This window comes from Streptomyces ziwulingensis, from assembly GCF_039542605.1.
GTDB lineage: Bacteria > Actinomycetota > Actinomycetes > Streptomycetales > Streptomycetaceae > Streptomyces > Streptomyces ziwulingensis.
In genome coordinates, this window is record NZ_BAABIG010000026.1 from 57,880 (window position 1) to 82,943 (window position 25,064).

General features: G+C 74.0%; 20 protein-coding genes. 9 read left to right on the top strand and 11 right to left on the bottom strand.

Annotated elements, in window-relative coordinates; genetic code table 11:
- Nucleotides 1-195: 195 nt before the first annotated feature.
- The 4 genes from ABEB00_RS15945 to ABEB00_RS15960 form a co-directional block, all read right to left on the bottom strand.
- Nucleotides 196-1,509 carry a hypothetical protein gene (locus tag ABEB00_RS15945; RefSeq protein ID WP_345620311.1) on the bottom strand — a complete coding sequence of 438 codons (1,314 nt, stop codon included), beginning with the start codon at nucleotides 1,507-1,509 and terminating at the stop codon, nucleotides 196-198.
- Between the two features lie 29 nt (nucleotides 1,510-1,538).
- Nucleotides 1,539-2,585 carry a glutamate ABC transporter substrate-binding protein gene (locus tag ABEB00_RS15950; RefSeq protein WP_345620312.1) on the bottom strand — a complete coding sequence of 349 codons (1,047 nt, stop codon included), beginning with the start codon at nucleotides 2,583-2,585 and terminating at the stop codon, nucleotides 1,539-1,541.
- 29 nt (nucleotides 2,586-2,614) lie between these two features.
- Nucleotides 2,615-4,057 carry a hypothetical protein gene (locus ABEB00_RS15955; RefSeq protein ID WP_345620313.1) on the bottom strand — a complete coding sequence of 481 codons (1,443 nt, stop codon included), beginning with the start codon at nucleotides 4,055-4,057 and terminating at the stop codon, nucleotides 2,615-2,617.
- A 286-nt stretch (nucleotides 4,058-4,343) separates the two neighbouring features.
- Entirely contained in the window at nucleotides 4,344-5,489 is a 1,146-nt protein-coding gene (locus tag ABEB00_RS15960; RefSeq protein ID WP_425586508.1) for a mechanosensitive ion channel family protein, read from the bottom strand.
- A 308-nt stretch (nucleotides 5,490-5,797) separates the two neighbouring features.
- On the opposite strand from ABEB00_RS15960, the gene ABEB00_RS15965 reads away from it, so the two are divergent.
- Entirely contained in the window at nucleotides 5,798-6,334 is a 537-nt protein-coding gene (locus tag ABEB00_RS15965) for an HNH endonuclease (protein WP_345620314.1), read from the top strand.
- A gap of 48 nt (nucleotides 6,335-6,382) precedes the next feature.
- Entirely contained in the window at nucleotides 6,383-6,484 is a 102-nt protein-coding gene (locus tag ABEB00_RS15970) for a DUF397 domain-containing protein (protein ID WP_345620315.1), read from the top strand.
- Between the two features lie 18 nt (nucleotides 6,485-6,502).
- On the opposite strand, the gene ABEB00_RS15975 is transcribed toward ABEB00_RS15970, so the two are convergent.
- Genes ABEB00_RS15975 through ABEB00_RS15985 form a run of 3 tightly spaced genes read right to left on the bottom strand, consistent with a single transcriptional unit; the run spans nucleotide 6,503 to nucleotide 9,080 of the window.
- On the bottom strand, nucleotides 6,503-7,858 hold the full coding sequence (locus ABEB00_RS15975) for an FtsX-like permease family protein (protein WP_345620316.1): 1,356 nt from the start codon (nucleotides 7,856-7,858) through the stop codon (nucleotides 6,503-6,505).
- Nucleotides 7,855-8,550: an ABC transporter ATP-binding protein gene (locus ABEB00_RS15980; RefSeq protein WP_345620317.1), complete on the bottom strand. Its 696-nt coding sequence runs from the start codon at nucleotides 8,548-8,550 to the stop codon at nucleotides 7,855-7,857. Before ABEB00_RS15980 ends, ABEB00_RS15975 begins: the two co-directional genes overlap by 4 nt.
- Nucleotides 8,547-9,080 carry a helix-turn-helix transcriptional regulator gene (locus ABEB00_RS15985; RefSeq protein ID WP_345620318.1) on the bottom strand — a complete coding sequence of 178 codons (534 nt, stop codon included), beginning with the start codon at nucleotides 9,078-9,080 and terminating at the stop codon, nucleotides 8,547-8,549. The genes ABEB00_RS15980 and ABEB00_RS15985 overlap by 4 nt, the downstream gene beginning before the upstream one ends.
- A 236-nt stretch (nucleotides 9,081-9,316) precedes the next feature.
- On the opposite strand from ABEB00_RS15985, the gene ABEB00_RS15990 reads away from it, so the two are divergent.
- From ABEB00_RS15990 to ABEB00_RS16000, 3 genes are all read left to right on the top strand, one after another.
- On the top strand, nucleotides 9,317-9,571 hold the full coding sequence (locus tag ABEB00_RS15990; RefSeq protein WP_425586501.1) for a hypothetical protein: 255 nt from the start codon (nucleotides 9,317-9,319) through the stop codon (nucleotides 9,569-9,571).
- Nucleotides 9,572-11,740, top strand: a complete 2,169-nt coding sequence (gene malQ / locus ABEB00_RS15995) for a 4-alpha-glucanotransferase (protein ID WP_345620319.1) — start codon at nucleotides 9,572-9,574, stop codon at nucleotides 11,738-11,740.
- Nucleotides 11,741-11,813: 73 nt separating this feature from the next.
- The gene (locus ABEB00_RS16000; RefSeq protein ID WP_345620321.1) at nucleotides 11,814-12,101 is read left to right on the top strand and encodes a hypothetical protein; all 288 of its coding nucleotides are present in this window, start codon (nucleotides 11,814-11,816) and stop codon (nucleotides 12,099-12,101) included.
- 162 nt (nucleotides 12,102-12,263) lie between these two features.
- On the opposite strand, the gene pepN is transcribed toward ABEB00_RS16000, so the two are convergent.
- Nucleotides 12,264-14,864 (bottom strand): aminopeptidase N, encoded by a 2,601-nt coding sequence (pepN, locus tag ABEB00_RS16005; protein WP_345620322.1) that lies wholly within the window; start codon nucleotides 14,862-14,864, stop codon nucleotides 12,264-12,266.
- Between the two features lie 133 nt (nucleotides 14,865-14,997).
- Nucleotides 14,998-16,023 carry an aspartate-semialdehyde dehydrogenase gene (locus ABEB00_RS16010; RefSeq protein ID WP_345620323.1) on the bottom strand — a complete coding sequence of 342 codons (1,026 nt, stop codon included), beginning with the start codon at nucleotides 16,021-16,023 and terminating at the stop codon, nucleotides 14,998-15,000.
- 366 nt (nucleotides 16,024-16,389) lie between these two features.
- Between ABEB00_RS16010 and ABEB00_RS16015 the strand changes: the two genes are divergently transcribed.
- Complete coding sequence (locus ABEB00_RS16015) at nucleotides 16,390-16,920, top strand: RNA polymerase sigma factor (RefSeq protein ID WP_345620480.1); 531 nt, start codon at nucleotides 16,390-16,392, stop codon at nucleotides 16,918-16,920.
- A gap of 1 nt (nucleotide 16,921) precedes the next feature.
- Nucleotides 16,922-17,764 carry a hypothetical protein gene (locus ABEB00_RS16020; RefSeq protein WP_345620324.1) on the top strand — a complete coding sequence of 281 codons (843 nt, stop codon included), beginning with the start codon at nucleotides 16,922-16,924 and terminating at the stop codon, nucleotides 17,762-17,764.
- A gap of 71 nt (nucleotides 17,765-17,835) precedes the next feature.
- Here the strand turns inward: ABEB00_RS16020 and ABEB00_RS16025 are convergent, their stop codons facing one another.
- Entirely contained in the window at nucleotides 17,836-21,171 is a 3,336-nt protein-coding gene (locus ABEB00_RS16025) for a S8 family serine peptidase (RefSeq protein ID WP_345620325.1), read from the bottom strand.
- A 300-nt stretch (nucleotides 21,172-21,471) separates the two neighbouring features.
- Between ABEB00_RS16025 and ABEB00_RS16030 the strand changes: the two genes are divergently transcribed.
- Together ABEB00_RS16030 and ABEB00_RS16035 are read left to right on the top strand one after the other, a co-directional pair.
- Nucleotides 21,472-21,921, top strand: a complete 450-nt coding sequence (locus tag ABEB00_RS16030) for an NUDIX hydrolase (RefSeq protein WP_345620326.1) — start codon at nucleotides 21,472-21,474, stop codon at nucleotides 21,919-21,921.
- A gap of 270 nt (nucleotides 21,922-22,191) precedes the next feature.
- Nucleotides 22,192-23,955 carry a TIGR03767 family metallophosphoesterase gene (locus tag ABEB00_RS16035; protein WP_345620327.1) on the top strand — a complete coding sequence of 588 codons (1,764 nt, stop codon included), beginning with the start codon at nucleotides 22,192-22,194 and terminating at the stop codon, nucleotides 23,953-23,955.
- A 56-nt stretch (nucleotides 23,956-24,011) separates the two neighbouring features.
- Here ABEB00_RS16035 and ABEB00_RS16040 read toward each other — a convergent pair whose 3' ends face one another.
- Nucleotides 24,012-25,046, bottom strand: coding sequence for a hypothetical protein (locus ABEB00_RS16040; RefSeq protein WP_345620328.1), 1,035 nt, complete (start codon nucleotides 25,044-25,046; stop codon nucleotides 24,012-24,014).
- Between the last annotated feature and the right edge of the window lie 18 nt (nucleotides 25,047-25,064).

The following is a 25,064-nucleotide window of genomic DNA, read 5'->3' on the forward strand; positions in this document are numbered from 1 at the left end:
CCACCGGGACGGCCGGTGCCGGTGCCGGCGCCGCTGCCGGCGCGAGGCCGCAGGTGTCGCAGTACAGCTCGCCGCCGCCCATGTCCTCGTAGGCCCCGTCGCAGCCGGGGCGCCGGCACGGGTGCCCCGCCTCGTCCGGTGCCCCGGCCCCCCGCTGGTCCGGCTCGCTCATGCCGCCGCCTCCCCCTGTCGTGCTCACGCGCCCGGCCCGCCCTGACCGGGCACCCGCGGGACGCCGCCGAGCGTCTCCACCGCCGCGTGCTGGTAGCGCAGCACCGCCTGTTCGGCGACGCGCAGATCGCAGGGCGCGCTCCACAGCATGCGGCGGGCCCGCTCGTACTTCTCCACCAGCTCGGGGTCCTCGGCCAGCCCGTGCCGGGCGGTCTTCGCCTTGTACGCGTCGAGCCGGCCGCGCAGCTCGGCCCGGACCGCGAGCGGCGCGGTCACCGCCGTCAACGACTCCCGGGCCCGCATCAGTTCGTCCTCGGCCTTCTGCTCCAGGGACTCCAGGAGCGGGGAGAGCCGGTGCCACTGGGCGTGCCGGCGGTACTCGGCCGCCGCCGACAACTGCTCCTGCAACACCGTCGGCGGCCCGCTGACGACCGGCACCTCCGTCGCGGCGATCTTCGCCAGCACCTCCCCGCGCGCGGTGCGGGCCTCGGCGAGCGTGCGGTCGGCCCGGGAGAGGACGTCCCGCAGCCGCACGATCCGCTGCTCCGCGTCCTGGCGTACGGTCAGCACCGCGTCGATCTCGCGGCGCACGTCGTCCAGGGCGCGCGCCTCACGGTCGTACACCGAGGTGTCCGGCCGGCCGCCGCCGGGGGCCGAACTGCCCTCGGCGCGCACCCAGTACGCCAGCGGGTCGGAGATCACCCGCTCGCGCAGCCCGGTCAGCGTGCGGGTGATCCGCTCCAGGTCGTCGCCGGCCGGGTGCTCGCCGGGGCGGACCCCGACGGAGTGGGCGAGGCGGCTGGTGCGCTGGAGTTCGGCGGAGAGCAGGTCGATCCGGGCGGGCAGCGCGGACCAGACCGCGTCGGCGGCGATCACCATGTCCAGCGAGGACGCGTACAGCTCGTTCATCCGGTCCACGAGGGTGACGAGGGAGAAGCGCTCGCTGAGGCGGGCGCCGGGCGCGCCGGTCAGGGTGGGCGCGTGGGCGCTGGCGGCACCGGCGACCGTGACGGAGTCACCGCGCAGCAGTTCGGTCAGTTCCGCCAGGTCCTCGCGGCTGGACCAGCGCCGGCGGGAGCGGATGCCCCGGGCGGTGTGCAACGCGTCGGTGTAGGCGTCGAAGTACGCCCACAGCAGCGTGATCCGCGCCTCGGCGGCCGTCCAGCGCTCCTCGGTGACACCGGTCAGCTCGGCGCCTTCGAGGAGTCTGCGGCCCGCGTGGTCCTGGAGGGCCAGGAGCGAGGTCTCGATCGCCTCGTGCTCCGCACCGAGCCGGGCCAGCGCACGGTCCACCTCGTCCCGGTCCATCACCGGCCCGGTGGCTCCCGTGACGCCCATCGATCACCCCTCGCTGCGAATCGGTCGGTTCAGTTCTCGCGCAGGTACTGCGGTTTCGGCGGCTCGGACTTGGCTGCGTCGTCACCCAGTGTCGCCGACAGCCACCGCTCGTACGACGCCTGCCAGCCGTCCTCGGTGTCCGCGCGCCACTCCACCAGGACGCGGTTGACGCGGCGTACCAGGTCGTCGGCGTCCTTGCGCATCGCCACGCCGTAGTACTCGGTCGTGAAGGCGTCGCCCTTGAGCTGGACCGTGGGGTCCTGGGCGGCCTGGCTCGCGGCGAGCGCGCCGTCGGTGACCACCGCGTCCACCTCGCCGAGTTGGAGCCGCACCAGGCAGTCGAGCTGGTTGGGGACGGTGGTGCGGAGGTCGGCGGAGGCGACGAGCCGGCCCGCCGCCCGGTCCCGCTCCAGCGTGCTGTACGCCGTCGAACCCGCCGCCGTGCAGATGCTCTTGCCGGCCAGCGTCGCGTCGTAACCGGTGATCGACGAGGTCTTGGGGGCCAGCAACTGCTGGCCGGTGCGGAAGTAGGGGGCGGAGAAGGCGACGTCCTGGAGGCGTTCGCAGTTGATGGTCATCGTGCGGACCACCATGTCGACGCGGCCGTCCTCTATCGCGGAGATGCGCTGGTCGGTGGGGATCGCCTTGAACTGGACCGCGTCCCGGTCGCCGAGGATGTCCTCCGCGATGCGGTGCACCAGGTCGATGTCGAAACCCTCCAGGTCGGCGGTGCCGCCGCTGTTGGGGTCGCGGTACCCCCAGCGGTAGCTGTTCTGGTCGACGCCGACGATCAGCTTGCGCTCGCCCTCGGGGCGGTCGCGGATCGACTCGATCGTGGGGCCGTCGGCGCCGGACGGGGACAGCGTCCGCTTCTCCGGTTCCGTGCACTCCACGCTCGCGTGCGCCTGGCTGCCCCGGGAGCCGCCCCGGCCGCCGGTGTCCGCGCCGCCGCCCTCGTGGGCCGAGCGGACCTGCGGCAGCAGCAGCGCGAAAAGCACCGCGAGGGCGCAGAGAGCCGCCATCGCGCCCACCCCGCCCCAGCCCTTCACCCCGGCCCGCGGCTGTCGTGCGCGCATCCTCCCGCCCCCTTCCACCCGTTCTCCGCTCACCGGTACTCCGACAGTCTGCGGCCGATGCCCAGCACCGCGCCCACCGCGCCCAGCACGGCGAGGACGGCGGCCCCCTCGGGCAGGCCGGTCATCGCGTCCAGTCCGTCGGCCGCCGCCGTGCGGAACTCCTTCTGTTCGTGCTCCAGCGCGCGGGCGAGCGAGGTGTCCACCCCGTCGAAGCACTCGGCGGTGGCACCCCGGCCGCCGATCACCCGCTGGAGCGCCTGCCGGTAGTTGCCCTTCTCATCCTCATCGCGTGCGGCGCGGTGACGGTTCATCCACTCGGCCATGTCGCCGGTGGCCGTCGCCACCGGACGCGCGCCCGCGGTGTCGTCGGCGAGCCGTCCGGCCTCGGCCAGCCCCTTGCCCAGCGCGCTCATGTTCGTCTCGAAGTCGTGGTCGTAGGCGTCGTACGTCTGCCCGTCCACCTTCGTGGTCTCGGCGCCGCGCGCCACCAGGGTGAGGTTCTCGTCGCCGCGCGCCTTCAGGGAGGCGATCCGCGCCTCGTGCAGCACGTTCAGGGAGCTGACGCCGTGGTCCAGGGAGTCGCCGAGATGGGCGCGGGCCACGCTGTGGCCGATGACCAGCCAGAGCAGGACGACCGTGGTGGTGGCGGTGGCCGCGACCAGGCCGTGGTTGAGCACCCGGTGGGTACGGCGGTAGTTGCGGTGCTGCGCCCAGGCCAGGGCGGCGAGCGCGAGGACGCCGAGGGCGATCGCGAACCAGGGGTAGCGGCGGGCGTCGTCGTAGTCGCCGCCGAGGCGCCGGTTCTCCGAGGTGTAGAGGCGCTCGGCGCGCGGGAGCATCTCGTCCTGCATCTTCTCGTTGGCGTAGCGCAGGTAGGCGCCGCCGACCGGGAAGCCCTGGCGGTTGTAGGTGCGGGCGCGCTCCACCAGGCCCTTGTACTGGGGCAGGAGGCGGTTGAGGTCGGTGATGGTCCGCGCGGCGGCGGAGCCCTGCTCGGAGCCGGCGGCGGCCGTCACGAGCTTCTCGGCGGCGGTGCGCACCCCCCGCTCGTACTCCTCGCGGGAGGCCGGGGTCTCCTGGCCGCCGGCCAGGAAACCGGTGGAGGCCGCGGTGTTGGCCTCGGCGAGGGAGCGGTAGATGTCGGCCGCGTCCGAGGAGAGCGGCTGGCTGCTGTGCAGCACGTCGTCGGCCGCGTCGCCCCGCTCGCTGGTCTGCCAGGCGGTGACGGCGCCGAAGGCGACCACGAGGAGGGCGAGCAGCGCGCCGATGGCCCGCAGCCTGCCCGGCTCGGTCGTGACCGCCCCGCGCAGCCGGTCCACGCCCTCGGCGAAGGCGGTACGGCGGCGCGGCGGCGGCTGGAACGGGGCGGGCGGGGCCGGGACGAACGGCGGTGCCGGGGGCGGCGCGGGCGGCCGCGTGGGCGTGCCGGGGCCCGAGGGCGGTGGAGCGCTGCCCGTCGGCGGTCGTGTCACTGCTGACCTCCCCCATGGTCATCCGTCGCCCAAGTATCGCTGTCCGGGCCCGGATACGCACCGGGCTTCACACCTTCTCGGTCCGATCCCACCGCGGCCCCCGCACCGCGTGGACCGCCCCCGCACCGCGTGGACCGCCCCCGCACCGCGTGGACCGCCCCCGCACGCGTGGACCGGTCCCGTCCGTCGCGTCCGTCCGGCCCGCCGCGTACGTCCCGTCCATCAATACGCCCCGGAAACCGGTTCGGTTCCCGGGGCGGCGGACGCGGGCGCGCGCCGCGCTCGGCTACTTGGTGGTGTTCGGCGGGGTCAGCGGGGATGCCGCGACCGACTGGGGGGAGGTCGAGTTGGCGTAGGCGGACGGGGCGGACATGCCCGCCGTCGGGTCGACGGCCGTCTGGGCGGACTCCTCCACTGGGGCCGTGGCACCGCCCACGATCTGGATGTCGGCCGCGTCGAAGGCCCGCTTGACGCGCCAGCGCAGCTCGCGCTCGACCGGGAGGGACTTGCCCGGCATGGTCTTCGCCGAGACGCGGATCACCATGGAGTCCAGCAGCACCGACTCCAGGCCGAGCACCTCGATCGGGCCCCACAGCATCTCGTTCCAGGGCTCCTCCTTGCCCATCCGCTCGCCGACCGCGCCGATGACCTGCTTCATCCGGTCCAGGTCCTCCCGGACGGCGACGGTGACGTCCACACCGGCCGTCGACCAGCCCTGGGAGAGGTTGCCGATCCGCTTGACCTCGCCGTTGCGGACGTACCAGATCTCGCCGCCCTCGCCGCGCAGCTTGGTCACGCGCAGCCCGACCTCGATGACCTCGCCGCAGGCCACGCCCGCGTCGATGGAGTCGCCGACGCCGTACTGGTCCTCCAGGATCATGAAGACGCCGGAGAGGAAGTCGGTGACCAGGTTGCGGGCGCCGAAGCCGATCGCCACGCCCGCGACACCGGCGGAGGCCAGCAGCGGCGCCAGGTTGATCTGGAAGGTGGCGAGCACCATCAGGGCCGCGGTGCCGAGGATGACGAAGCTCGCCACCGAACGCAGTACCGACCCGATCGCCTGCGAGCGCTGCCGGCGCCGCTCGTGGTTGACCAGCAGGCCGCCCAGCGCGGTGCCGTCCACCGCCTGCACGGTGCGGTTCATCCGGTCTATCAGCTTGGTGATCGCCCGCCGCACCACCGCTCGCAGCACCGCGGCTATCACCACGACCAGCAGCACCCGGAGGCCGATCGCCAGCCAGGTGGACCAGTTCTGCTCGACCCAGCTCGCGGCGTTGGTCGCGCCCTCCTGGGCGTCCCGCAGCGTGGGCACCGAAGGGGTCGACTGCGAGGGCGAAGGGGACGGCGACGGCGACGAGCCGTCGGCCGCGAGGGCGGCGGCGGACGCGGCGTGCGCGACGGACGGGGACACGGCGGGTACCTCCAGGAGCAGCGGTCCGCCTCCCGGGCGGACGGCCACGGCGGCGGGGCAGTCGCGGTCCGAGGTCACGGAAAGGTCACCGGACAGGCGGAACGACCACACTAACGGGGCACGATGTGGGGTTAGGCCGGATCTGTGCGGAAGAGACGGTGCTCACCCCCGCCTGAACAGGTCACGCGCCGGGGGAGCGATCCGGTGTGGTCGAAAACACTCCCAGCCCGTTACCGGCACATGGTGGCGCTTGTGGCGGGCGGGAGGAGAAACTGACTACGGATCGTCCCGGCGCGAGCCACGCGCCGCCGGCGCACAAGGAGGCATCCGTGCCGCATGTCCTGGTCCTCAACGCGTCGTACGAGCCGCTCGGCGTCGTACCGCTCCGCCGCGCGCTCGTCCTCGTGCTCGAAAACAAGGCCGTGAGCCTTGAAGAGTCCGGCGCCTTCCTGCACAGCGCGACCGTCACGGTCTCCGCGCCCAGCGTGGTCCGGCTCAAGCGATTCGTGCGGGTTCCCTACCGGGGGCCCGTGCCGCTGACCCGACGGGCGCTCTTCGCCCGCGACGGGGGCCGGTGCATGTACTGCGGTGGCGTCGCAACCAGCGTCGACCACGTCATCCCGCGCAGCCGCGGGGGCAAGCACGTCTGGGACAACGTGGTGGCGTCCTGCCGCCGCTGCAACCACACCAAGGCCGACCGCCACCTCGGCGAGATCGGCTGGCGGCTGCGCCACAAGCCCGCCCCGCCCACCGGCCTGGCCTGGCGCATCATCGGCACCGGCCACCGAGACCCCCGCTGGCTCCCGTACCTGCAGCCCTACGGCGCGGACGACGCCCTGGCCCGGATAGACGGCATCTCGGCCTGAGACCGGGTCTTCGCGTGCCGTGGAAGTCGCGCGCAACGCCCCGGCGCGGTGGCTGTCCGTGACTCGAAGGACCCCGGCGACGGTCCGATACTCCGCCTCGGACCGGACGCCTGGGGTCGGTTCATGAGTTCCCTGAGTTCCCTGGGCTGAGCGCGTCGACCCGCACCCTCAGGCGTGGCGCAGCTCCCCCGGGCGGACCGAGCGGCGCAGCAGGGGGAGGGCCGTGGCCGCGGCCGCCAGGCAGGAGGCGTACACCGCGCAGGGGAGCAGGAAGGCCGTGGCCGGGAGTGAGCCGGTGCCGGCCAGTGACGCGTACCCGGCGCCGACCGCCAGGCCGCCGGCGCCGGCCAGCAGGACGGCGGGAGCGAGCGGCAGCGCGGTCTCCCACAGCAGGGTCCGGCCGAGGACGGCCCGGGGGACGCCGGCCGCGATCTGGGCGGCGAGGGTGCGGCGTCGGTCGGCCAGGGACTCGGCGGTGCCCACGGCCAGCCCCGAGAGGGCGATCGCCAGGGAGATGAGGAGCGCGGCGCCGGTCAGGTTCAGTCCGGTGCCGTAGTACGCGAGTTCGGCGGCCGAGTGTTCGTTTCGCGCCAGGTCGGCCAGGAGTACCTGCCGGACGCAGAGGAACGCCGTCCCGGTGACTGTCACCAGCAGCAGCGCCGCGTGGGTGCGGGCGGTCGCCCACGGGTCGGCGCGCAGCCGCTCCGCCGCGATCAGCGTGGCCGCGGTACGGGCCCGCGCCGCCAGCAGCTTTCCGGTGAGCCGGGAGGCGGCGCCGGACAGCCGGACCGCGCCCGCGCCGACCGCGAGCACCGCGGCGCACACGACCGTCGTCGGCTGCCACGGGGCCCGCCCGCCCGGTCCGCCGCCGGTCACGGTCAGGGCCGGGGCCGCGGCCGCCACCAAGAGCAGCGCGCCCAGGAAAAGCAGCCCCGGCCCGCGGCCCGAGCGCGGGGTGACCCGGCGCACCGAGCCCAGCGGCGAGGCCACCACGCGGCGCAGCGCCAGCGCGCTCACCGCCGCCCCCGAGAGCGGGACCGCCACGGCGACCAGGGCGACGCCCGCCCAGAGCGCGGCGGTCGGCTCGCGCCACGCCCGCAGCACGGCCACGACCGCGCAGACCGTGGCCGGTACCGCGCCGAGCAGGCCGGCGAGTCCCGTCTCCAGCGCCGCGATCCGCCGCACCTGCCACGGCGTCGCCCCGGCCAGCCGCAGCGCGGCCAGGCGCCGGTCGCGGTGGACGGCGCCGACGCGGGCGCACTGGCCGAGGAAGCCCAGCACCGGCACGAGCGACAGCAGCAGCCCCACGACGATCCCGGCCCGGGTGCCGGGCTGGTCCAGCAGTCCGTGGAACCAGGGGACGCGGTGGGTGCCGCGGAGCGCGGCGAGGGTGACGGCCGCCAGCGCGAAGCCGGTGGCGGCCGCCGCGCCCACCGCCGTGAGCCCGATCCGCCACCACTCCCGCCGGCCCGTGCCGCGCACGAGCTGCCAGGCCAGCCGGGCGTCGGTGCGCAGCGCGCTCACACGCCCACCCCCGCCGGCGAGGCCACGCCGTCGCGCAGGGTGACCTCGCGGTCCGCGTACGCCGCCACCTGCGCGTCGTGCGTGACCAGCAGCACCGCCGTGCCCGACTCGCGGACCGTGTGCGCCAGCGCCGTCATCACCTGCTCGCTCGCCAGCGAGTCCAGCGCCCCGGTCGGCTCGTCCGCGAAGAGCACCGCCGGGCCGGTGACCAGCGCGCGGGCCAGCGCGGCCCGCTGGGCCTGCCCGCCGCTCAGCTCGCCGGGCCGCAGCTCCCCCTGCCCGCGCACCCCGAACCGTTCCAGCCACGCACCGGCCCGCTCCCGCGCCGTGGCCCTGCCGCTGCCCCCCAGCAGCAGCGGCAGGGCCACGTTGTCCAGCGCCGTCAGCTCCGGGACGAGCTGGCCGAACTGGAAGAGCACGCCGAATTCGGTGCGGCGCAGCTCGCTCAGCCGCTTCTCCGTCGCCTCCTCCAGCCGCTCTCCGGCGTACGTCACCGTCCCGGCGTCCGGCCGCACGATCCCGGCCAGGCAGTGCAGCAACGTCGACTTCCCGCTGCCGCTGGCGCCGGTGACGGCGACCATCTCGCCGGCCCGCAGGCCGAGCGAGGCGCCGCGCAGCGCCTCGGTCCCGCCGTGCGCCTTCACCAGCGCGCGGGCCACCAGCAGCGGCGCCGCCGTGTCCTCGTTGCTCATGTCGCGTCGACCTCCGCGGTCAGGGTGGTGAGCCGGGCCGCCGTGGTGGTCATCCAGCGGAGGTCGGCGTCGAGGTGGTTGAGGGCGTAGTCGGCCGACAGCACGGTCGCGAGATCCGTGCCGGGGGCCGTCTTGACCGCCGTGAGTTCCCGCATCCGCGCCAGGTGGGCGGCGCGCTGGTCGCGCAGGTAGGCGGCCGGGTCGCCGCCCGCCAGGGCCGCCACCACGACCTTGGCGAAGATCTCGTTGCTCACATGGGGGGCCGGCGGCGCGACCTCCGCCGCCCAGCGGGCCAGCTCGCGCCCGCCCCGCTCGGTCGTGCGGTACGCCGTCCGCTCCGGGCCCCCGTCCGAGCCGGTGCCGTCGACCTCGGCGAGGCCGTCCCGGACCAGGCGCTGCAAGGTCGTGTAGACCTGCCCGTAGGCCAGCGGACGGGCCTGCGGGAAGCGTGCGTCGTGCCGTCGCTTCAGGTCGTAGCCGTGGCTCGGCCCCGAGGCGAGCAGCCCCAGCAGGATGTGACGGGTACTCATGGACCCGAGTATTCACCGAGTACATGTACTGAGTGAATAGAGGAGTCCGGCGCGATGGTGCGAAATGATCGATTTGCCCCTCGACGGTGTCGGATGGTGACCTGTTCGTCCCGATCCGGTGGGTGATCGTGAGGTGGGAGTGTGACCAGGAACACGTTGGCGGGCTCAAGGTGCCTGTCCTCGCGCCCGCTGGGTAGGGCTGCCGTAACCCCAGTCGTGCTCGACAAGGAGGTCACGTGACCGTCATGGCACACTTCGCGTCCCCCACCCCTTCCAAACCCTGGGCGGAGCCGTCCGCCGAAGCAGACAGCGCCGGTGCCGAGGCGCCGCTCACCAGCGAACCGCCGCTGCCCGACGCCGAGCCCCTCACCAGTGAGTCGCCGTTCGCCGACGCGGTGGCGCTGACCAGCGAGTCCTCGCCCGAGCTGACGGCCGACACGCCGGACCAGGGCGGCCCCTCCTTCGCCTTCCCGGAACAGACGGGTCCGTAGATGACGGTTTCGCGGCCGGCCGAGCCGCCCACCGAGGAACTGACCCGGCTCGCCGAACTGCACGGCGTCGCCGCCTCCTACCAGCCCTCCCCGGACCTCACGGTCACCGCCACCGCCACCGCCCTCGTCCGCGCCCTGGCCGCCCTCGGTGTCGACGCCGACGGCCCCCTGACGGTGCGCGCCGCGCTCACCGCCCGTGAGGAGCACCTGCGTACGGCCCTGCTGCCGCCCACCCTGGTGCACTGGAGCGGCGGCGCCCCGCCGGCCGCCCTGGCCGCGCTGCCCCCGGGCACCCTGCTGCACGTCACCACCGAACAGGGCGAGACCCGGGCCGGCACCGACGAGCTGCCGCCCGGCGTGCACCGGCTCACCGCCACCGCCCCGGACGGGCGCACCGCCGACGCCCACCTCGTCGTCGCCCCGCCCCGGCTGCCCACCCCCGCCGCCCGCTCCTACGGCCTCCTCGTCCAGCTCTACTCCCTGCTCTCCACCCGCTCCTGGGGCATGGGCGACCTCGGTGACCTCGCCGAACTGACCGCCTGGGCCGGCCGCACCCTCGGCGCCGGGTTCGTCCAGGTCAACCCGCTGCACGCGGCCGTGCCCGGCGCCCCCACCGACCCCTCCCCGTACCGGCCCTCCTCCCGCCGCTTCCCCGACCCGGTCCACCTGCGCGTCGAGGACGTCCCCGAGTACGCCCACGCCGCCGACCGCGACCGTCTGCGCACCCTGCTGGAGCGGGCCGCGCTGCTGCGCGAGGACGTCCTGCGCAAGGGCGCGCTGATCGACCGGGACGCCGTATGGGAGCTGAAGCGCGAGGCGCTCGGACTGCTGCGCGAGGTCCCGCCCGGCCCCGGCCGGCGCGCCGCCTACCGCGACTGGCTCGCCGACCAGGGACAGGCGCTGGCGGACCACGCCACCTGGTGCGCCCTCGCCGAAGCGCACGGCTCCGACCCGCAGCGCTGGCCGGCCGGTCTGCGCGACCCCCGTTCCGCCGAGACCGCCCGCGCCCGCGCCGAACTGCGGGACCGCGTCGACTTCCACTCCTGGGTCACCTGGCTCACCGAGAACCAGCTCACCGCCGCCCAGCGCACCGCCCGCGACTCCGGGATGCCGCTCGGGATCGTCCACGACCTCGCGGTCGGCGTCCATCCTGGCGGGGCCGACGCCTGGGCGCAGCGGGAGTACTTCGCCGCCGGCATGTCGGTCGGCGCCCCGCCGGACGCCTTCAACGCCCTCGGCCAGGACTGGGGCCTGCCGCCCTGGCGCCCGGACCGGCTCGCCGAGTCCGGCTACGCCCCCTACCGCGACCTGCTGCGCTCCCTGTTCCGTTACGCCGGAGCCCTGCGCATCGACCACGTCATGGGCCTGTTCCGGCTCTGGTGGGTCCCCGAGGGCCATCCGCCCACCGAGGGCGCCTACGTCCGTTACGACGCCGAGGCCATGCTCGCCGTCCTCGTCCTGGAGGCGTCCCGCGCCGAGGCCGTGGTGATCGGCGAGGACCTGGGCACCGTGGAGCCCGGCGTCCGCGAGGCGCTGCGCGAACGGGGCGTGCTCGGCACCTCGGTGCTGTGGTTCGAACGGGACTGGGAGGGCGACGGCCGCCCCCTGCTCCCCGACCGCTGGCGCGCCGACTGCCTGGCCACCGCCACCACCCACGACCTGCCGTCCACCGCCGCCCGCCTCACCGGCGAGCACGTCGCACTCCGCGACCGGCTCGGCCTGCTCACCCGTCCGGTCGAGCAGGAGCGCTCCGAGGCGGCGGCGGACACCGACGAGTGGCTCGCCCTGCTCACCCGGCTCGGCCTGCTGCGCGCCACCGCGAGCCGCGCCGATCCCCACACCGATCCTCAGACCGATCCTCAGACCGATCCCCACACCGATTCCCAGGCCGATTCCCACACCGGTCCCGGCCTCGCCTCGGAGGAGGCCCGCGTCCAGGCCGTCCACCGCTTCCTGCTGGCCACGCCCGCCCGCATGGTCGGCATCTGGCTGCCCGACACCGTCGGCGACCGACGCCCGCAGAACCTCCCCGGCACCTGGGACCAGTACCCGAACTGGCGGCTGCCGATCGCCGACGCCGAGGGCCGCCCGGTCACCCTGGAGGAACTGGCCGCCGCACCCCGGCTGCACGCCCTGATCGAGGCGGTACGGGCGGACGCCGGGCCCTGAACGCCGGGCGCGGCCGGGGCCGGTACGGCACCCCGGCCGCGCGCCGCCGACGGAGGTTCGCTAACTTGGGTACGTGGACAAGAAGAACGCCCTGCGCGCCGGCTCCCTGGCGGCCGGTACGACGCTGATGATGCTGCTCATGTCGTCCCCCGCGCTCGCCCTGACCCGCGACGACGGTGACGACCCCGGCACGGGCCTGAGCGTCATCGAGACGCTGGGCCTCTACGTCCTGGCCCCCCTCGTGCTCTTCGCCGTGATCGCGGGCCTCGTCATGGTCCTCGACCGCTCCCACGAGAAGCACCGGGTGACCAGCCGCAACATCAAGACCCGCGAGACCGCGCAGGCCGACACCAAGGTCTGACACCGGTTTCCCGGATTCATCGCGACGACAGGCCGGCCGGCCCACCGGCCGGCCTGTTTCGCGTCCGGGGGCGGGCGCCCATGCGCCGACATGCGCCGACATGCGCGGAGGGGCGCCCGGTAGGCACCGGGCGCCCCTCCGCGGACGTAGAACCGCCGGCGGCTACCGCGCGTCGGCCGCCTGGGCCCGCAGGGCGCGCTCCACGCCCGCGCGGGACTCCGAGACCAGGCGGCGCAGGGCCGCGCTCGGCTCCGCCGAGGTCAGCCACGCGTCGGTCCGGCGCAGCGTCTCCTCGGAGACCTGCACCGCCGGGTAGAGCCCGACCGCGATCTGCTGGGCCATCTCGTGCGAACGGGACTCCCAGACGTCCTTGAGGACCTCGAAGTACCGGTCCGTGTAGGGCGCCAGCAGCTCCCGCTGGTCGCTCTGGACGAAACCGCCGATGACGGCCTCCTGCACGGCGTTGGGCAGCTTGTCGGAGTCCACGACCGACGCCCACGCCTCCGCCTTGGCCTCCTCGGTCGGCCGGGCGGCCCGCGCGCTGGTGGCGTGCCGCTCACCCGCGGCCGTCCGGTCCCGCTCGTACTCGGCCCCGATCTCCGCCTCGTCGAAGCGGCCCACCGCCGCCAGCCGCTGCACGAACGCCCAGCGCAGCTCGGTGTCGACGGCCAGCCCCTCGATCTCCTGCGAGCCGTCCAGCAGCCCCTCCAGCAGGTCGAGCTGCTCCGGCGTACGGGCCGTCGCCGCGAAGGCACGCGCCCACGCGAGCTGGTGGTCACCGCCCGGCGTCGCCGCGCGCAGGTGGGCGAGGGTCGCCTCGGTCCAGCGGGTCAGCAGCGTCTCGCGGGAGGCGGGGGCGGCGTAGCTGTCCACGGCCAGCTTCACCTGGCGCTGCAGGGACTGCACCACGCCGATGTCGGACTCCTTGCCGATCCCGGAGAGGACCAGCGCGAGGTAGTCCCGGGCGGGGAGTTCCGCGTCCCGCGTCATGTCCCAGGCCGACGCCCAGCACAGGGCGCGCGGCAGCGACTCGGCGAAGTCGCCGAGGTGCTCGGTGACGAAGGCCAGCGACCGCTCGTCCAGGCGGACCTTGGCGTAGGAGAGGTCGTCGTCGTTGAGCAGCACCACCGCCGGGCGGCGGACGCCGACCAACTGCGGTACGGCCGTCAGCTCGCCGTCCACGTCCAGCTCGACGCGCTCGCCGCGCACCAGCTTGCCGCCCGGGTCGAGGTCGTAGGCGCCGATGGCGATGCGGTGCGGGCGCAGCGTGGGCTCCCCCTGCGCGCCGGCCGGGAGCGCCGGGGCCTCCTGGCGGACGGCGAAGGAGGTGATGATCCCCTCGGCGTCGGTCTCGATCTCGGGGCGCAGCACGTTGATGCCGGCCGTCTCCAGCCACGCCTTCGACCAGGTCCGCAGGTCCCGGCCGGAGGTCTCCTCCAGCGCGCCCAGCAGGTCGGACAGGCGGGTGTTGCCGAACGCGTGCCGCTTGAAGTACGCCTGCACCCCCCGGAAGAACGCGTCCTCACCGACGTACGCGACGAGCTGCTTGAGCACCGAGGCGCCCTTGGCGTACGTGATGCCGTCGAAGTTGACCAGCACGTCGTCCAGGTCGCGGATGTCCGCCATGATCGGGTGCGTGGAGGGGAGCTGGTCCTGCCGGTACGCCCAGGTCTTCATGGAGTTGGCGAACGTCGTCCACGAGTGCGGCCAGCGCGAGCCCGGCGCCGCGGACTGGCAGGCGATGGAGGTGTACGTGGCGAACGACTCGTTCAGCCACAGGTCGTTCCACCACTCCATGGTCACGAGGTCGCCGAACCACATGTGGGCCAGCTCGTGCAGAATCGTCTCCGCGCGTACTTCGTACGCCGCGTCCGTCACCTTCGACCGGAACACGTACTGGTCGCGGATGGTCACCGCGCCCGCGTTCTCCATCGCGCCCGCGTTGAACTCCGGCACGAAGAGCTGGTCGTACTTCTCGAACGGGTACGCGTAGTCGAACTTCTCCTGGAACCAGTCGAAGCCCTGCCGGGTGACCTCGAAGATCGCGTCCGCGTCGAGGTGCTCGGCGAGCGAGGGCCGGCAGTAGATGCCCAGCGGCACCCGCTGCCCGTCCTTCTCGTACACGCTGTGCACCGCGTGGTAGGGGCCGACGATCAGGGCCGTGATGTACGAGGAGATGCGCGGCGTCGGCTCGAACGCCCAGACGTTCTCCCGCGGCTCGGGGGTGGGCGAGTTCGAGATCACGGTCCAGCCCTCGGGCGCCCGCACGGTGAACCGGAAGGTCGCCTTCAGGTCGGGCTGCTCGAAGGAGGCGAACACCCGGCGCGCGTCCGGCACCTCGAACTGCGTGTACAGGTACGCCTGGTCGTCGACCGGGTCGACGAACCGGTGCAGGCCCTCGCCGGTGTTGGTGTAGGCGCAGTCGGCGACCACCCGGAGGATGTTGCGGCCCTCCAGCAGCCCGGGGAGGGCGATCCGGGAGTCGGCGAAGACCTCGTCCACGGCGAGCCGGTCGCCGTTGAGGGTGACCTCGTGGACGGTGGGCGCGACGAGGTCGATGAACGACTCCGTTCCGTTCCCCGTTCCGTTCTCCGCATCGGTCTCCGCATCGTTCTCCGCGACGTCGAAACGCACCGTGGTCACGGACCGGAAGGTGCCGCCCTCCTGCGCGCCGGAGAGGTCGAGATCGATCTCGTACGAGTCAACGGTGAGCAGCTTCGCCCGCTGCTGCGCCTCTTCACGGGTCAGGTTTGTGCCAGGCACGCGGTCATCTCCTCGATATGTGTCGGTTCCGCCATCCTTCCACGGCACCCCCGCGCCGGGCGACGGCCTTGAGGACGCGAAGGGCGCGGTCACCGCCACCGGTGACCACGCCCTTCGCGTCCTGCGGGTGGTCCTACTCCGCCTTCGAGGACAGCTCCGCCGCCACCAGCTCCGCGATCTGCACGGCGTTCAGCGCCGCGCCCTTGCGCAGGTTGTCGCTGGAGACGAAGAGCGCCAGGCCGTTGTCGACCGTCTCGTCCGCGCGGACGCGGCCGACGAAGGACGCGTCCTGGCCGGCCGCCTGGAGGGGCGTGGGAACCTCCGTGAGCGCCACGCCGGGCGCGCCGCCCAGCAGCTCCTTGGCCCGCTCCACGGTGAGCGGGCGGGCGAAACGCGCGTTGATCTGGAGGGAGTGGCCGGTGAAGACCGGTACCCGCACACAGGTGCCGGAGACCTTCAGCCCCGGGACCTCCAGGATCTTGCGGGACTCGTGGCGGAGCTTCTGCTCCTCGTCGGTCTCGTGCAACCCGTCGTCGACGATCGAGCCGGCCATCGGCAGCACGTTGTACGCGATCGGCGCCACGTACTTCTCCGGCTCGGGGAAGTCGGCCGCCGTGCCGTCGTGGGTCAGCTTCGGCGCGTCCTCGCCGACCTTCCTCACCTGCTCGAACAGCTCGTCCACGCCGGCCAGACCGGAGCCGGAGACCGCCTGGTAGGTGGCGACGACCAGCGCTTCGAGGCCCGCCTCGGCGTGCAGCGGCTTCAGGACCGGCATCGCGGCCATCGTGGTGCAGTTCGGGTTGGCGATGATGCCCTTGGGGCGGGAGGCGATGGCGTGCGGGTTCACCTCGGAGACGACCAGCGGCACCTCGGGGTCGCGGCGCCAGGCCGAGGAGTTGTCGATCACGACCGGGCCCTGCGAGGCGACCTTCTCGGCCAGCGCCCTGGAGGTGGCGCCGCCCGCGGAGAAGAGCACGATGTCCAGGCCGGAGTAGTCGGCGGTGGCGGCGTCCTCCACCGTCACCCCGTCCAGGTCCCGGCCCGCGGAACGGGCCGAGGCGAACAGACGCAGCTCGGTGACGGGGAAGTTCCGTTCCTTGAGGATCCCGCGCATGACCGTGCCGACCTGACCGGTGGCTCCGACGATTCCGACCCTCACGGTGTTTCCTTCCGTCTGGACACGTGCGGTGCACGTGACGTTCCCCGCGTAATGCCTGGCCGCGGCTTTTCCATCATGCGGTCATCCCGGCCCCACCTGTCCAATACATTGCCCGGTGAGCCCGAGGACCGAGACGCGGCGGCCCACCCCGCAGCTGCGGTCCCTGCGGTCTCCACCCCCGCCGAGCTGCAGATAATCACCCGGATCGGGCCTCGCGCCGCAAGCTGTGCTGCCTCGCCCCTGCCCCTCCAGGCTCCGCCCATACAGGGTGTGACGTACGCCTCGGCCGGATCGGCGGACCTCGCGCGAACGTTTCGGCGCCGACCGGCGTCCTAGGGGAAACGCGGCGAGGGGAGGGGTGGCGTGCTGCTGCGCGGAAAGGCCCGCCGTGGCCAGGGGGACGCCGTGCCGGGCGATCCGCTGGACGCGGCGCAGGAGCGTCGGGTGCGGGCGGTGCTCGCGCTCGGCGGAGTACCGCAGGCGGACCTGCCGGACGGGGTGCAGCAGGTCCGTCTGCGGTTGCTGGAACGGGCCGCGGGTGGTCAGGAGGCACCGCGGAACGTCTCCGCGTGGGCGGCGGTCGTCGCCTCCCACCTGGCCATGGACTGGCACCGGGCCAAACGCCGCCAGGAGCGGGTCGGCGAACGCCTCGCCGCGCTGCGCCAGAGTGAGCACCCCTCCGGCGAGGAGACCAGCCTGCTCTCGCTCGCCGTCGCCCGGGGTCTGGACGAGCTGCCCGACGCCCAGCGCCAGGTCCTCGTGCTGCGCTTCTACGCCGATCTGTCGGTGCGCGGCATCGCCGAGGAGCTGGGTGTCCCGGAGGGCACGGTGAAGAGCAGGCTGCACACGGCGGTCCGGGCCCTGCGCGCCCGCCTGCACGAGGACGAGGTGGTGTGACATGGCCGCCGAGCACGAGAGGCACGACGGGTACGAGAGGCACGACGGGCACGCCGAGCAGGACGACTACGACCAGGGGTACGACGGGCGGGGCGGGGACGACGGGTACGCCCACATGGATGCGCTGATGGCCGCGATCACGGGCGAGCCGTTGCCGCCCGGGGCCGCCGAGGACGCCGTACTGCTGGCCGAGCACCGGGCGGCCGAGGCCGATGTGGCGCTGCTCCGAGAGCAACTGGCGGTCATCGGCGGGGCGCTCACCGCGCCGGTCCGCGACACCGAGCCGGCCCGCGCCGCCGTACCGCCGCTCGCCCCCGCATCCGGGCGGCCGCACCGGCCCCGCTCCCGGCGCCGCCCGTTCGCCGTCGCTCTGGGCGCGCTCGCCGTGGCCTGTGCCGGGGCGTTCGTGGCGGGGCTCGGATGGCTGGCGGTGCAGGGCGGTCCCGCAGGCTCGCAGGACTCGTCGGCCGCCAAGGACGCGGACTCGGCGGCCGAGGCGCCGGGCGGCGCCGAGGCGCCCTTCGGCAGCCCCCGCTACCTCGCCTGCGCCCGGCTGGTCGCCGAGGGCGAGGTGGTCGCCGTGGAACCGGTGGCCGGGACGGGACGGCACCGGGTCACCCTGGAGGTGACCCGCTCCTACCTGCCCGACCCGGGCGAGCGGCGGGTCACCTTCCCGCTGGACGACACCACCGGGACGGTCACCGAGGGCGATCTCGTGCTGGTCGGCATCCCCCGGCACGGCGACGCCCCCGACGCGGTCTTCGTGGGCGAGGCCGCCCTCGCCGGGCAGCGCGCCCGGATCACCGCCGCCCTGCCCGGGTCCCGCACCCTCGGCTGCGGCTGAGCACCCCCGGAGCGGGTGAGAGGGGCGGGCGCCGGGCGCCCGCCCCTCTCACCTACCGATGCGGTACCCGGCTACGGAACGACCGTTCCGATCACCACGCTGCCGGTGCCCGCGACCGTGCCGCGGGCGTTCACCAGTCGCGCCTGGCCGAAGAACTCACGGCCCTGCGGCGCGGCGGCCAGCGCGGTCACGCTGCCGGAGACCGTCGCGGACTCGCCGGTGCCGAGCTGCACCGCGGCCGGTCCGTCCACGGTGACCGCGCCGAGGGAGGCGGCGAAGTACACGTCCCGGTAGTCGTACTCCGTGGTGCCGGCCGGCACCGCGTAGCCCGCGACCTCGACGGTGTACGTACCTGCGGCCGGGTCGGACAGGGAGACCGACTCCTCCGAGTCGCCGTCGGCGGACTGGCCGACGAGGTTGCCGTCGGCGTCGTAGACCGACAGGTCCAGGTCGGCGGCGGCGTCGGAGACGTTGCCGATGGAGACGTCCAGCGACTCGGCGCCGGCCGGCACCTCGACGGTGGAGGTCTGCGCCTCGCCCTCCCCGATCGAGGGGCGGGCCGACTTCGACGAGCCCAGCGGGCCGCCCACCAGCTTGCCGTCGATCGCCGCGAACCGGTTGGTCACCGTCCAGGAGGCGGTGACCGGGGTCCCGGCCTTCGCCTCCGGCACGGTCACGACCTCGGGGTCGAAGTCGGCGCCGAGCACGGCGACGTCCAGCTTGTAGGGGTTGTCGAGCAGCGGCGAGGTGCGGCGCGACTCGACCTCGATCTCCCAGACGCCGGGCTGCGGATCGGCGTACGCGCGCAGGTCGGGCCGGCAGCCGTTGCCGTCGAGGTAGTTGTTGTAGCAGTACGGCGTGGACGTCTCGTCCATCGGGACGCCGTACGGGTGGATGGCGATGAACCGGGTCTGGCTCAGGCCCTTGAGTCCGCCGATCGCGACCTCCAGGGACTTGGCGCCCTCGGGGACCGTCACGAAGTACGACCGGCTGCTGTTGCGCTGCACCGAGTCCTTCGCCGCGTAGGTGTACTTCAGCGGCGCCGAGACCACGACGGTGGTCATGACCTGCTTGTCGGTGCCCGCGGTGCGCGGGTCGTCGACCTCCAGGATCGCGCTCTTGAGCCCCGCCGACCTCGGCGCGGCCCGCACCTTGACCGTCACCGGCCGGTTCAGCGGCAGGTTCACCGTGTCGGAGCCGACGATCCGGAAGGTCGAGCCCGCGTTGTCGGCGAAGGCCAGCTCGTGGCGGATCGCGCGGTCGGCGCCGGTGGTGCGGGTCAGGGTGACGTCGTACGTCTTCTTCTGCCCGGCCTTCAGGCCGCCCTCGCGGTCGTAGAGGCCGGTGCCGAAGCCCGGGGTCTTGAGGGCGTCGTCGATCGCGGTGTCGACGGGGGCCTTGACCGTGTACTCGTGGGCCGTGGCACCGCGCCGGATCACCTTCCAGGCGTCCACCACGTCGATCAGGCCCGCGCCCTCCTCGTACGCCTGGGTGTCCTCGATGTGGTGGGCGGTCGAGGTCAGCGCGGTGCGCAGGGTCGCCGGGGTGAGGTCGATCCGCTGCTGCTCGGCCGCCGAGAGCAGCAGCGCCGAGGCGCCCGCGGCCTGCGGGGACGCCATCGAGGTGCCCTGGAGCATGCCGTAGCCGGCCGGCAGCGAGTAGCCCGCCTCGGCGACCGGGGCGCCCGGCAGCCAGGTCTGGATGGAGTTGATCGCCGCGCCCGGCGCGGTCAGCGTCGGCGTGAAGCCGCCGTCCTCACGCGGACCGCGCGAGGAGAACGGCATCATGGCGTACTTCTTCGTCACCGCCGAGCCGTAGTTGGCCGCCCAGGTCTCCTTGGCGATGGACGCGCCGACCGAGATGACCTTGTCGGCCAGGCCGGGGTCGCCGACGGTGTTGGCGCCGGGACCGTCGTTGCCCGCGGAGATCACCAACTGCACGCCGTAGGTGTCGATGAGCCGCGTGTACAGCTCGGCGCGCGCGTTGTTGCCGTCGTTGAGGGGAGGCAGGCCGCCGATCGACATGTTGACGATGTCGACGCCCCGGTTGACGACGAGGTCGATCATGCCCTCGGTCAGCGCGACGTTGGTGCAGCCGCCGCTCCAGGTGCAGGCGCGCGAGGAGACCAGGTGCGCGCCCGGGGCGGCGCCGTCCATCTGCCCGCCGAACAGGCCGTTGGCGGCCGTGATGCCCGCGACGTGGGTGCCGTGCTCGGACTCGATGACGCCGATGTTGACGAAGTCGGCCGTCCGCCCGATCCAGTCGCCGCCGTAGGGGTCCATCGGGACGTCCTTGCGGATCTCCACGACGAACGGCTGGCGCTCGGCGACGTCCGTCGTCGGGTCGTCGGTGCCGAAGTACCCGATCTGGAAGCCGTCCTTGTACGGCTTCATCGGGGTGTCGTCCCGGAAGTCCAGGTTGTTGTTCAGGTCGACCCGGACCGTCCCGGCGGCCTTGTCGTACAGCACGCCCCAGGAGTCGGTGGTGTCGCCGTCGCGGTTGGCGTCACCGGCGGCGTCGCCGCCCGCGGTGACCGCCTCGCGGAAGACGCTCGCCTGGTAGGAGCCGGCCGGCGCGGTCCAGGACTGGCCGCCGTAGGTGAAGGCGGGGCCGGCCACCGAGGTCGTCATCGGCCGCCAGGTGGCGTCGCCGTCCACGATCGGGTCGGTCGCCGTCACCCAGTCGACGATCTTGCGCTCGCCGGTGGTGGTCCTCCGCAGCGCGGGGTGGGCGAGGTCCACGCCCGAGTCCAGGATGCCGATGGTGACGCCGCGGCCGTCCGCCTTCGGGTTCTTCCGCACGAAGTCGACGGCGCCCGTCTCGAAGGACGGGTTGTACGGGTTCTTCGCGGGCGTCTTCCGGTTCGGCGCCGGGTAGGCGGCGGACGCCTTGGCCGAGGTGCCCTTCGACGCGCTCCTCGACGCGCCCCGCGCGGTGTCCGCGGCCGGTGTCGGGTCGTCCAGCTCGATCTCGTCGCGCAGGTCGATGCCGTGCACGGAGGAGAGCTTGGCGGCGGAGGCGATGACCGCGTCCGCCTTGCCGGTGGGGACGGTGGCGCGGACGTAGCCGAGCTTGTCGTAGGCGCGGCCCACGGCACCGCCCTTGACCGCGTCCAGTTCCTTCGCCACCTGCTCGGTGGCGCCGGGCGCGGTGGCGATCATCAGCGTGACGTTCTTCGCGCCGTCCGCCTTCGCCTCGGTGAGCAGGCCGGCGTCGTCCGAACCGAGCTTGTCGTGCGCGGACTTCACGGCGGTGCCGGCCGGTACGGTCGTGGCCGGTGCGTCGGCGGCGAAGGCCAGCGGTATCGGCCCGGCGGCGCCGAGCGCGGCGGCGAGACCGGCGGCCACGGCGAGGCGGGCCGCGCGTCTCGCACCCGGTATCGGGTCGCGCTGAGGGGTCTGGGTCATCGGCATCCCTTGCAGGTTTCGGCATCCCTTGACGGTGCGGGCGATGCGGGGACGAAGGTGAGCGACCGGGACCGACCGGCCCTGGCCGAGGAAGTCCGGAATGCGATCCCGGACGACCGCTCAGCTTTACGCAAGACGTCGCCGTTTGGGGAGAGTTGTCCGGGGCGAGATCGGGCCATGGCGTACTTCCGCCATACGCCACCGGGGACACAAGGGTGCGGGACATGACATTCCCGCACTCTCTGCCGGGCGGGCGCCGACGGGGCGCGGTCCGGGGGCCGGCCGGGCTAACGTCCCGGCGTGCGAGAGAAACTCAGGGTGGCGGCCTACGCCGTGTGCGTGCGCGACGGAATGCTCCTGCTGGCCCGGTCGCCGGGTCCCGGCGGGGTGCCCGAGTGGGTGCTGCCGGGCGGCGGCATGGAGCACGGCGAGGACCCCCACGACACGGCCGTGCGGGAGGTGGCCGAGGAGACCGGCTACCGCGTCGAACTGAGCGGCCTGCTGGGCGTGGACTCCTCCCGCCACACCTTCCCCGGGCGGTTCGGCCGCCGCGTCGACCAGCACGGGGTGCGGCTCGTCTACGAGGGCCGCGTCGTCGGCGGTGACCTCCGCCCCGAGGTCGGCGGCTCCACCGACCTGGCCGCCTGGCACGCCCTCGCCGCCGTGCCCGGCCTGACCCGGGTGCCGCTGGTCGACACCGCGCTGCGGCTGTGGCGCGAACGCCCGCCGTCGGGCCGGCCGACACCCTGACAGGGGGCGCCACCGCGGACCCACACCCCGTCGAGGGCGGGGGTACTACCCCGGAAAGTGAACGCGGAGCGACCGGCTCCCGGCGGGGCGAGGAGCGGTGGCGGGCGCGCAGGGTGGTGCGTGATCCACGTACGGTGATGGGCGTGGCCCGTTGCCACCCCGTTCATGCGCAGGTCATCCCCGGTGCCAACGATTCCGGTGAGAGCGGATGCTCGCGGATGCGATCGCCCGCCGCCACGCCGACGCGTTCGCACTCGGGGAGAGAAGCGCATGCCGCGCATACGCTCAGTCACCGGCTCCACGCCGGGTGTCCACCGCCGCACCATGCTCGCCGCCACCGGGGCGGTGGCCCTCGCCGGAGGCGTCGGCTACGCCCTGCGGCCCGAGGAGGCCAGGGCCACGCCGGCCGTCGCCGCCGACGCGGAGGGAGCGGCCCTCGCCTCCTCCCGCCGGGCCCCGGCCGCGCCCCTCGCCCCCTACACCCGCGGCACCACCCTGGCCGCGGTCGCCACCCCCGGCTCGGGCTCCGGTTACCGGCGGCTCGGCGAGGGCCCCGGCTGGCAGCGCGTGGTCCGCGGCGAGCTGGCCGCCGCCAAGACCGGCCGGGCCGGACGCCGTACCGCGCTCGCCGCCTTCGTCCAGCTCACCGACCTGCACCTGATCGACACCCAGCACCCGCTGCGCCTGGAGTACCTGCGCTCCACCGACATCCACGCCTGGCGGCCCCAGGAGGCGCTGACCGTGCAGGGCGCGACCGCGCTCGTGGAGCGGGTCAACGCGCTGCGCGGCGCCCCCGTCACCGGCGCCCCGCTGCACTTCGCCATGACCACCGGCGACAACACCGACAACAACTCCCGCACCGAGCTGGAGTGGTTCCTGAAGGTCATGAGCGGCGGGCGGATCAGCCCCAACTCCGGCGACCCGCGCCACTACGAGGGCGTCCAGAACAGCGGTCTGAAGCAGTACTGGCAGCCCGACGCGGCCACGAGCGACGCCGACAAGCGGCTCGGCTTCCCGCACCTGGAGGGGTTCCTCGCCGCCGCGATCCGCGAGGTGCGCAGCCCCGGCCTCAACCTGCCCTGGTACTCGACGGTCGGCAACCACGACGCGATGCCGCTGGGCTGTTACGCCTCCCACGGCGACTCCTACCTCACCGAGCTGGCCGTCGGCGGCCGCAAACTGATGGAGCTGCCCGCCGCCGAGGCCGCGAGGCTCCAGAACGCCCTCAAGAAGGACGCGGACCCCCGGGGCACCCAGTACCGCGAGTTCCTCCGGGCCCACAGCCGCGACATGCGCGCGGTCACCCCGGACGAGAACCGCGCCCCGTTCACGCCCGCCGAGTACCTCAAGGCCCACCTCGACCCGGCCCACCTCGGCGCCGGCCCGGTCGGCCACGGCTACTCCACCGCCAACGTCGACGCCGGCACCCAGTACTACAGCTTCCGCATCGCCGACGACGTCCTCGGCATCAGCCTCGACACCACCGACCCCGGCGGCCACTACGAGGGCTCGGTCGGCGCGGCACAACTGCGCTGGCTGGAACGGACACTGCGGGAGAACGCGGACTCCTACGCCCTGGTCTTCAGCCACCACACCAGCAAGACGATGGACAACACCCGCCCCGACCCGGCCCGCCCCGGCGAACGCCGCCACGACGGCGACGACGTCCTCGCCGTACTGGGCGCCCACCGCAACGTCCTGGCCTGGGTCAACGGCCACATCCACCGCAACGCCATCACCCCCCACAGGGGCTCAGGCGACCACTCCTTCTGGGAGATCTCCACCGCCTCCCACGTCGACCACCCCCAGCTCGCCCGGGTCATCGAGGTGGCCGACAACAAGGACGGCACGCTCTCCCTGTTCACCACGCTCGTCGAGTCCTCCGCGCCGTCCCGCACGGACTTCACCGACCTCTCGCAGACCGGCCTCGCCGCCCTCTACCGCGAGCTGTCCCTCAACGCCCCCGGCGCCCGCACGGACCTGGCGGGCGAGGCGGGGGACCGCAACACGGAACTGGTCCTCAAGAAGGGCTGAGACAGGTACGGGCGTGATGGGCACCGGCAGGGCCGGTCGCCGGGTGAGTGCGCGGCCTACCGGGGCAGGACCACCACGTGAACCTCCGCTTCCCGGTCCGTCGACGCCCTCAGTGCCGTGCGGACCACCGTCGCCTGCTGCTCGGGCGAGTCCCGCAGCTTCCTCGGGGTGAGGTGGACGACGGTGATGCCGAGGTGCTCCAGATGCTCCCGTTTGCGGGCGTACTCCGACCAGAGCGCGTCGTCGCGGCGGTGGGCGCGGGTGTCCAGTTCCACGGCGACCGCGTGCTCGGGCCAGTAGGCGTCCAGGCCGCCGAGGCGGGAGCCGTCCGGCAGACGCAGGTCGACGTTCCAGACCGGGTCGGGCAGGCCCTGCTCCCGGACCAAGCGGTACAGGCGCTCCTCGGCCAGTGCCCGGCCCTCGGCGACCAGCGAGTCCACCGCGTCCACGACGTGCGGGAGGGTCAGCAGCCGGGCCCGGTTGAGTTCCCGTACCACCGCCGCCGGTTCGCAGTGGCCGCCGCGGACCGCCTCGGTCAGCAGCCGGAGTACGGCCGCCGCGTCGGTCAGGGCCGCCGCCGCGTCCGCGAGGGCGCGGGCGACCGGCGCCACCGGCACCCCGGTGAGCTGCTCGGGCCGCGGCAGGTCGGCGCCGCGCACGATCCGCGCGCAGCCGGCCGAGCGCAGCCGGCGGGTCCGCGGCACCAGCACGTCGATCATGTTCAGGGACGCCAGCGGGGGAGTGGCGGTGAAGCCGTGCAGGGTCAGCGCGGCCAGCCCGGTGATCATCGCCTCCGGCTCCCGCGGACCGCTCTCCTCGTCCCCCGCGGGCTGGGCCGGGACGCCCGTCGTCCGCTCCCGTGAGGCGTACAGCAGCACGGCCTGCAGCCGCTCCTGGCTGGACGGCGGGCCCGGGTGGAGCAGGACGACACCGGGCAGGAACTGCTGCCAGGGGCCGCCGGGCCGGCAGCGCTCGTTGGCCTGCGCGGCCGTGACACCGTGCGCGCGGAGCTGAGCGGCGGTCAGCACGCGGCGGCGGCCCTCGGCGAGGTGGTGCAGCGGGCGGGGGGACAGCGGGGTGTTGTGGTTCATGTCCCGCAGGTTCCCGTG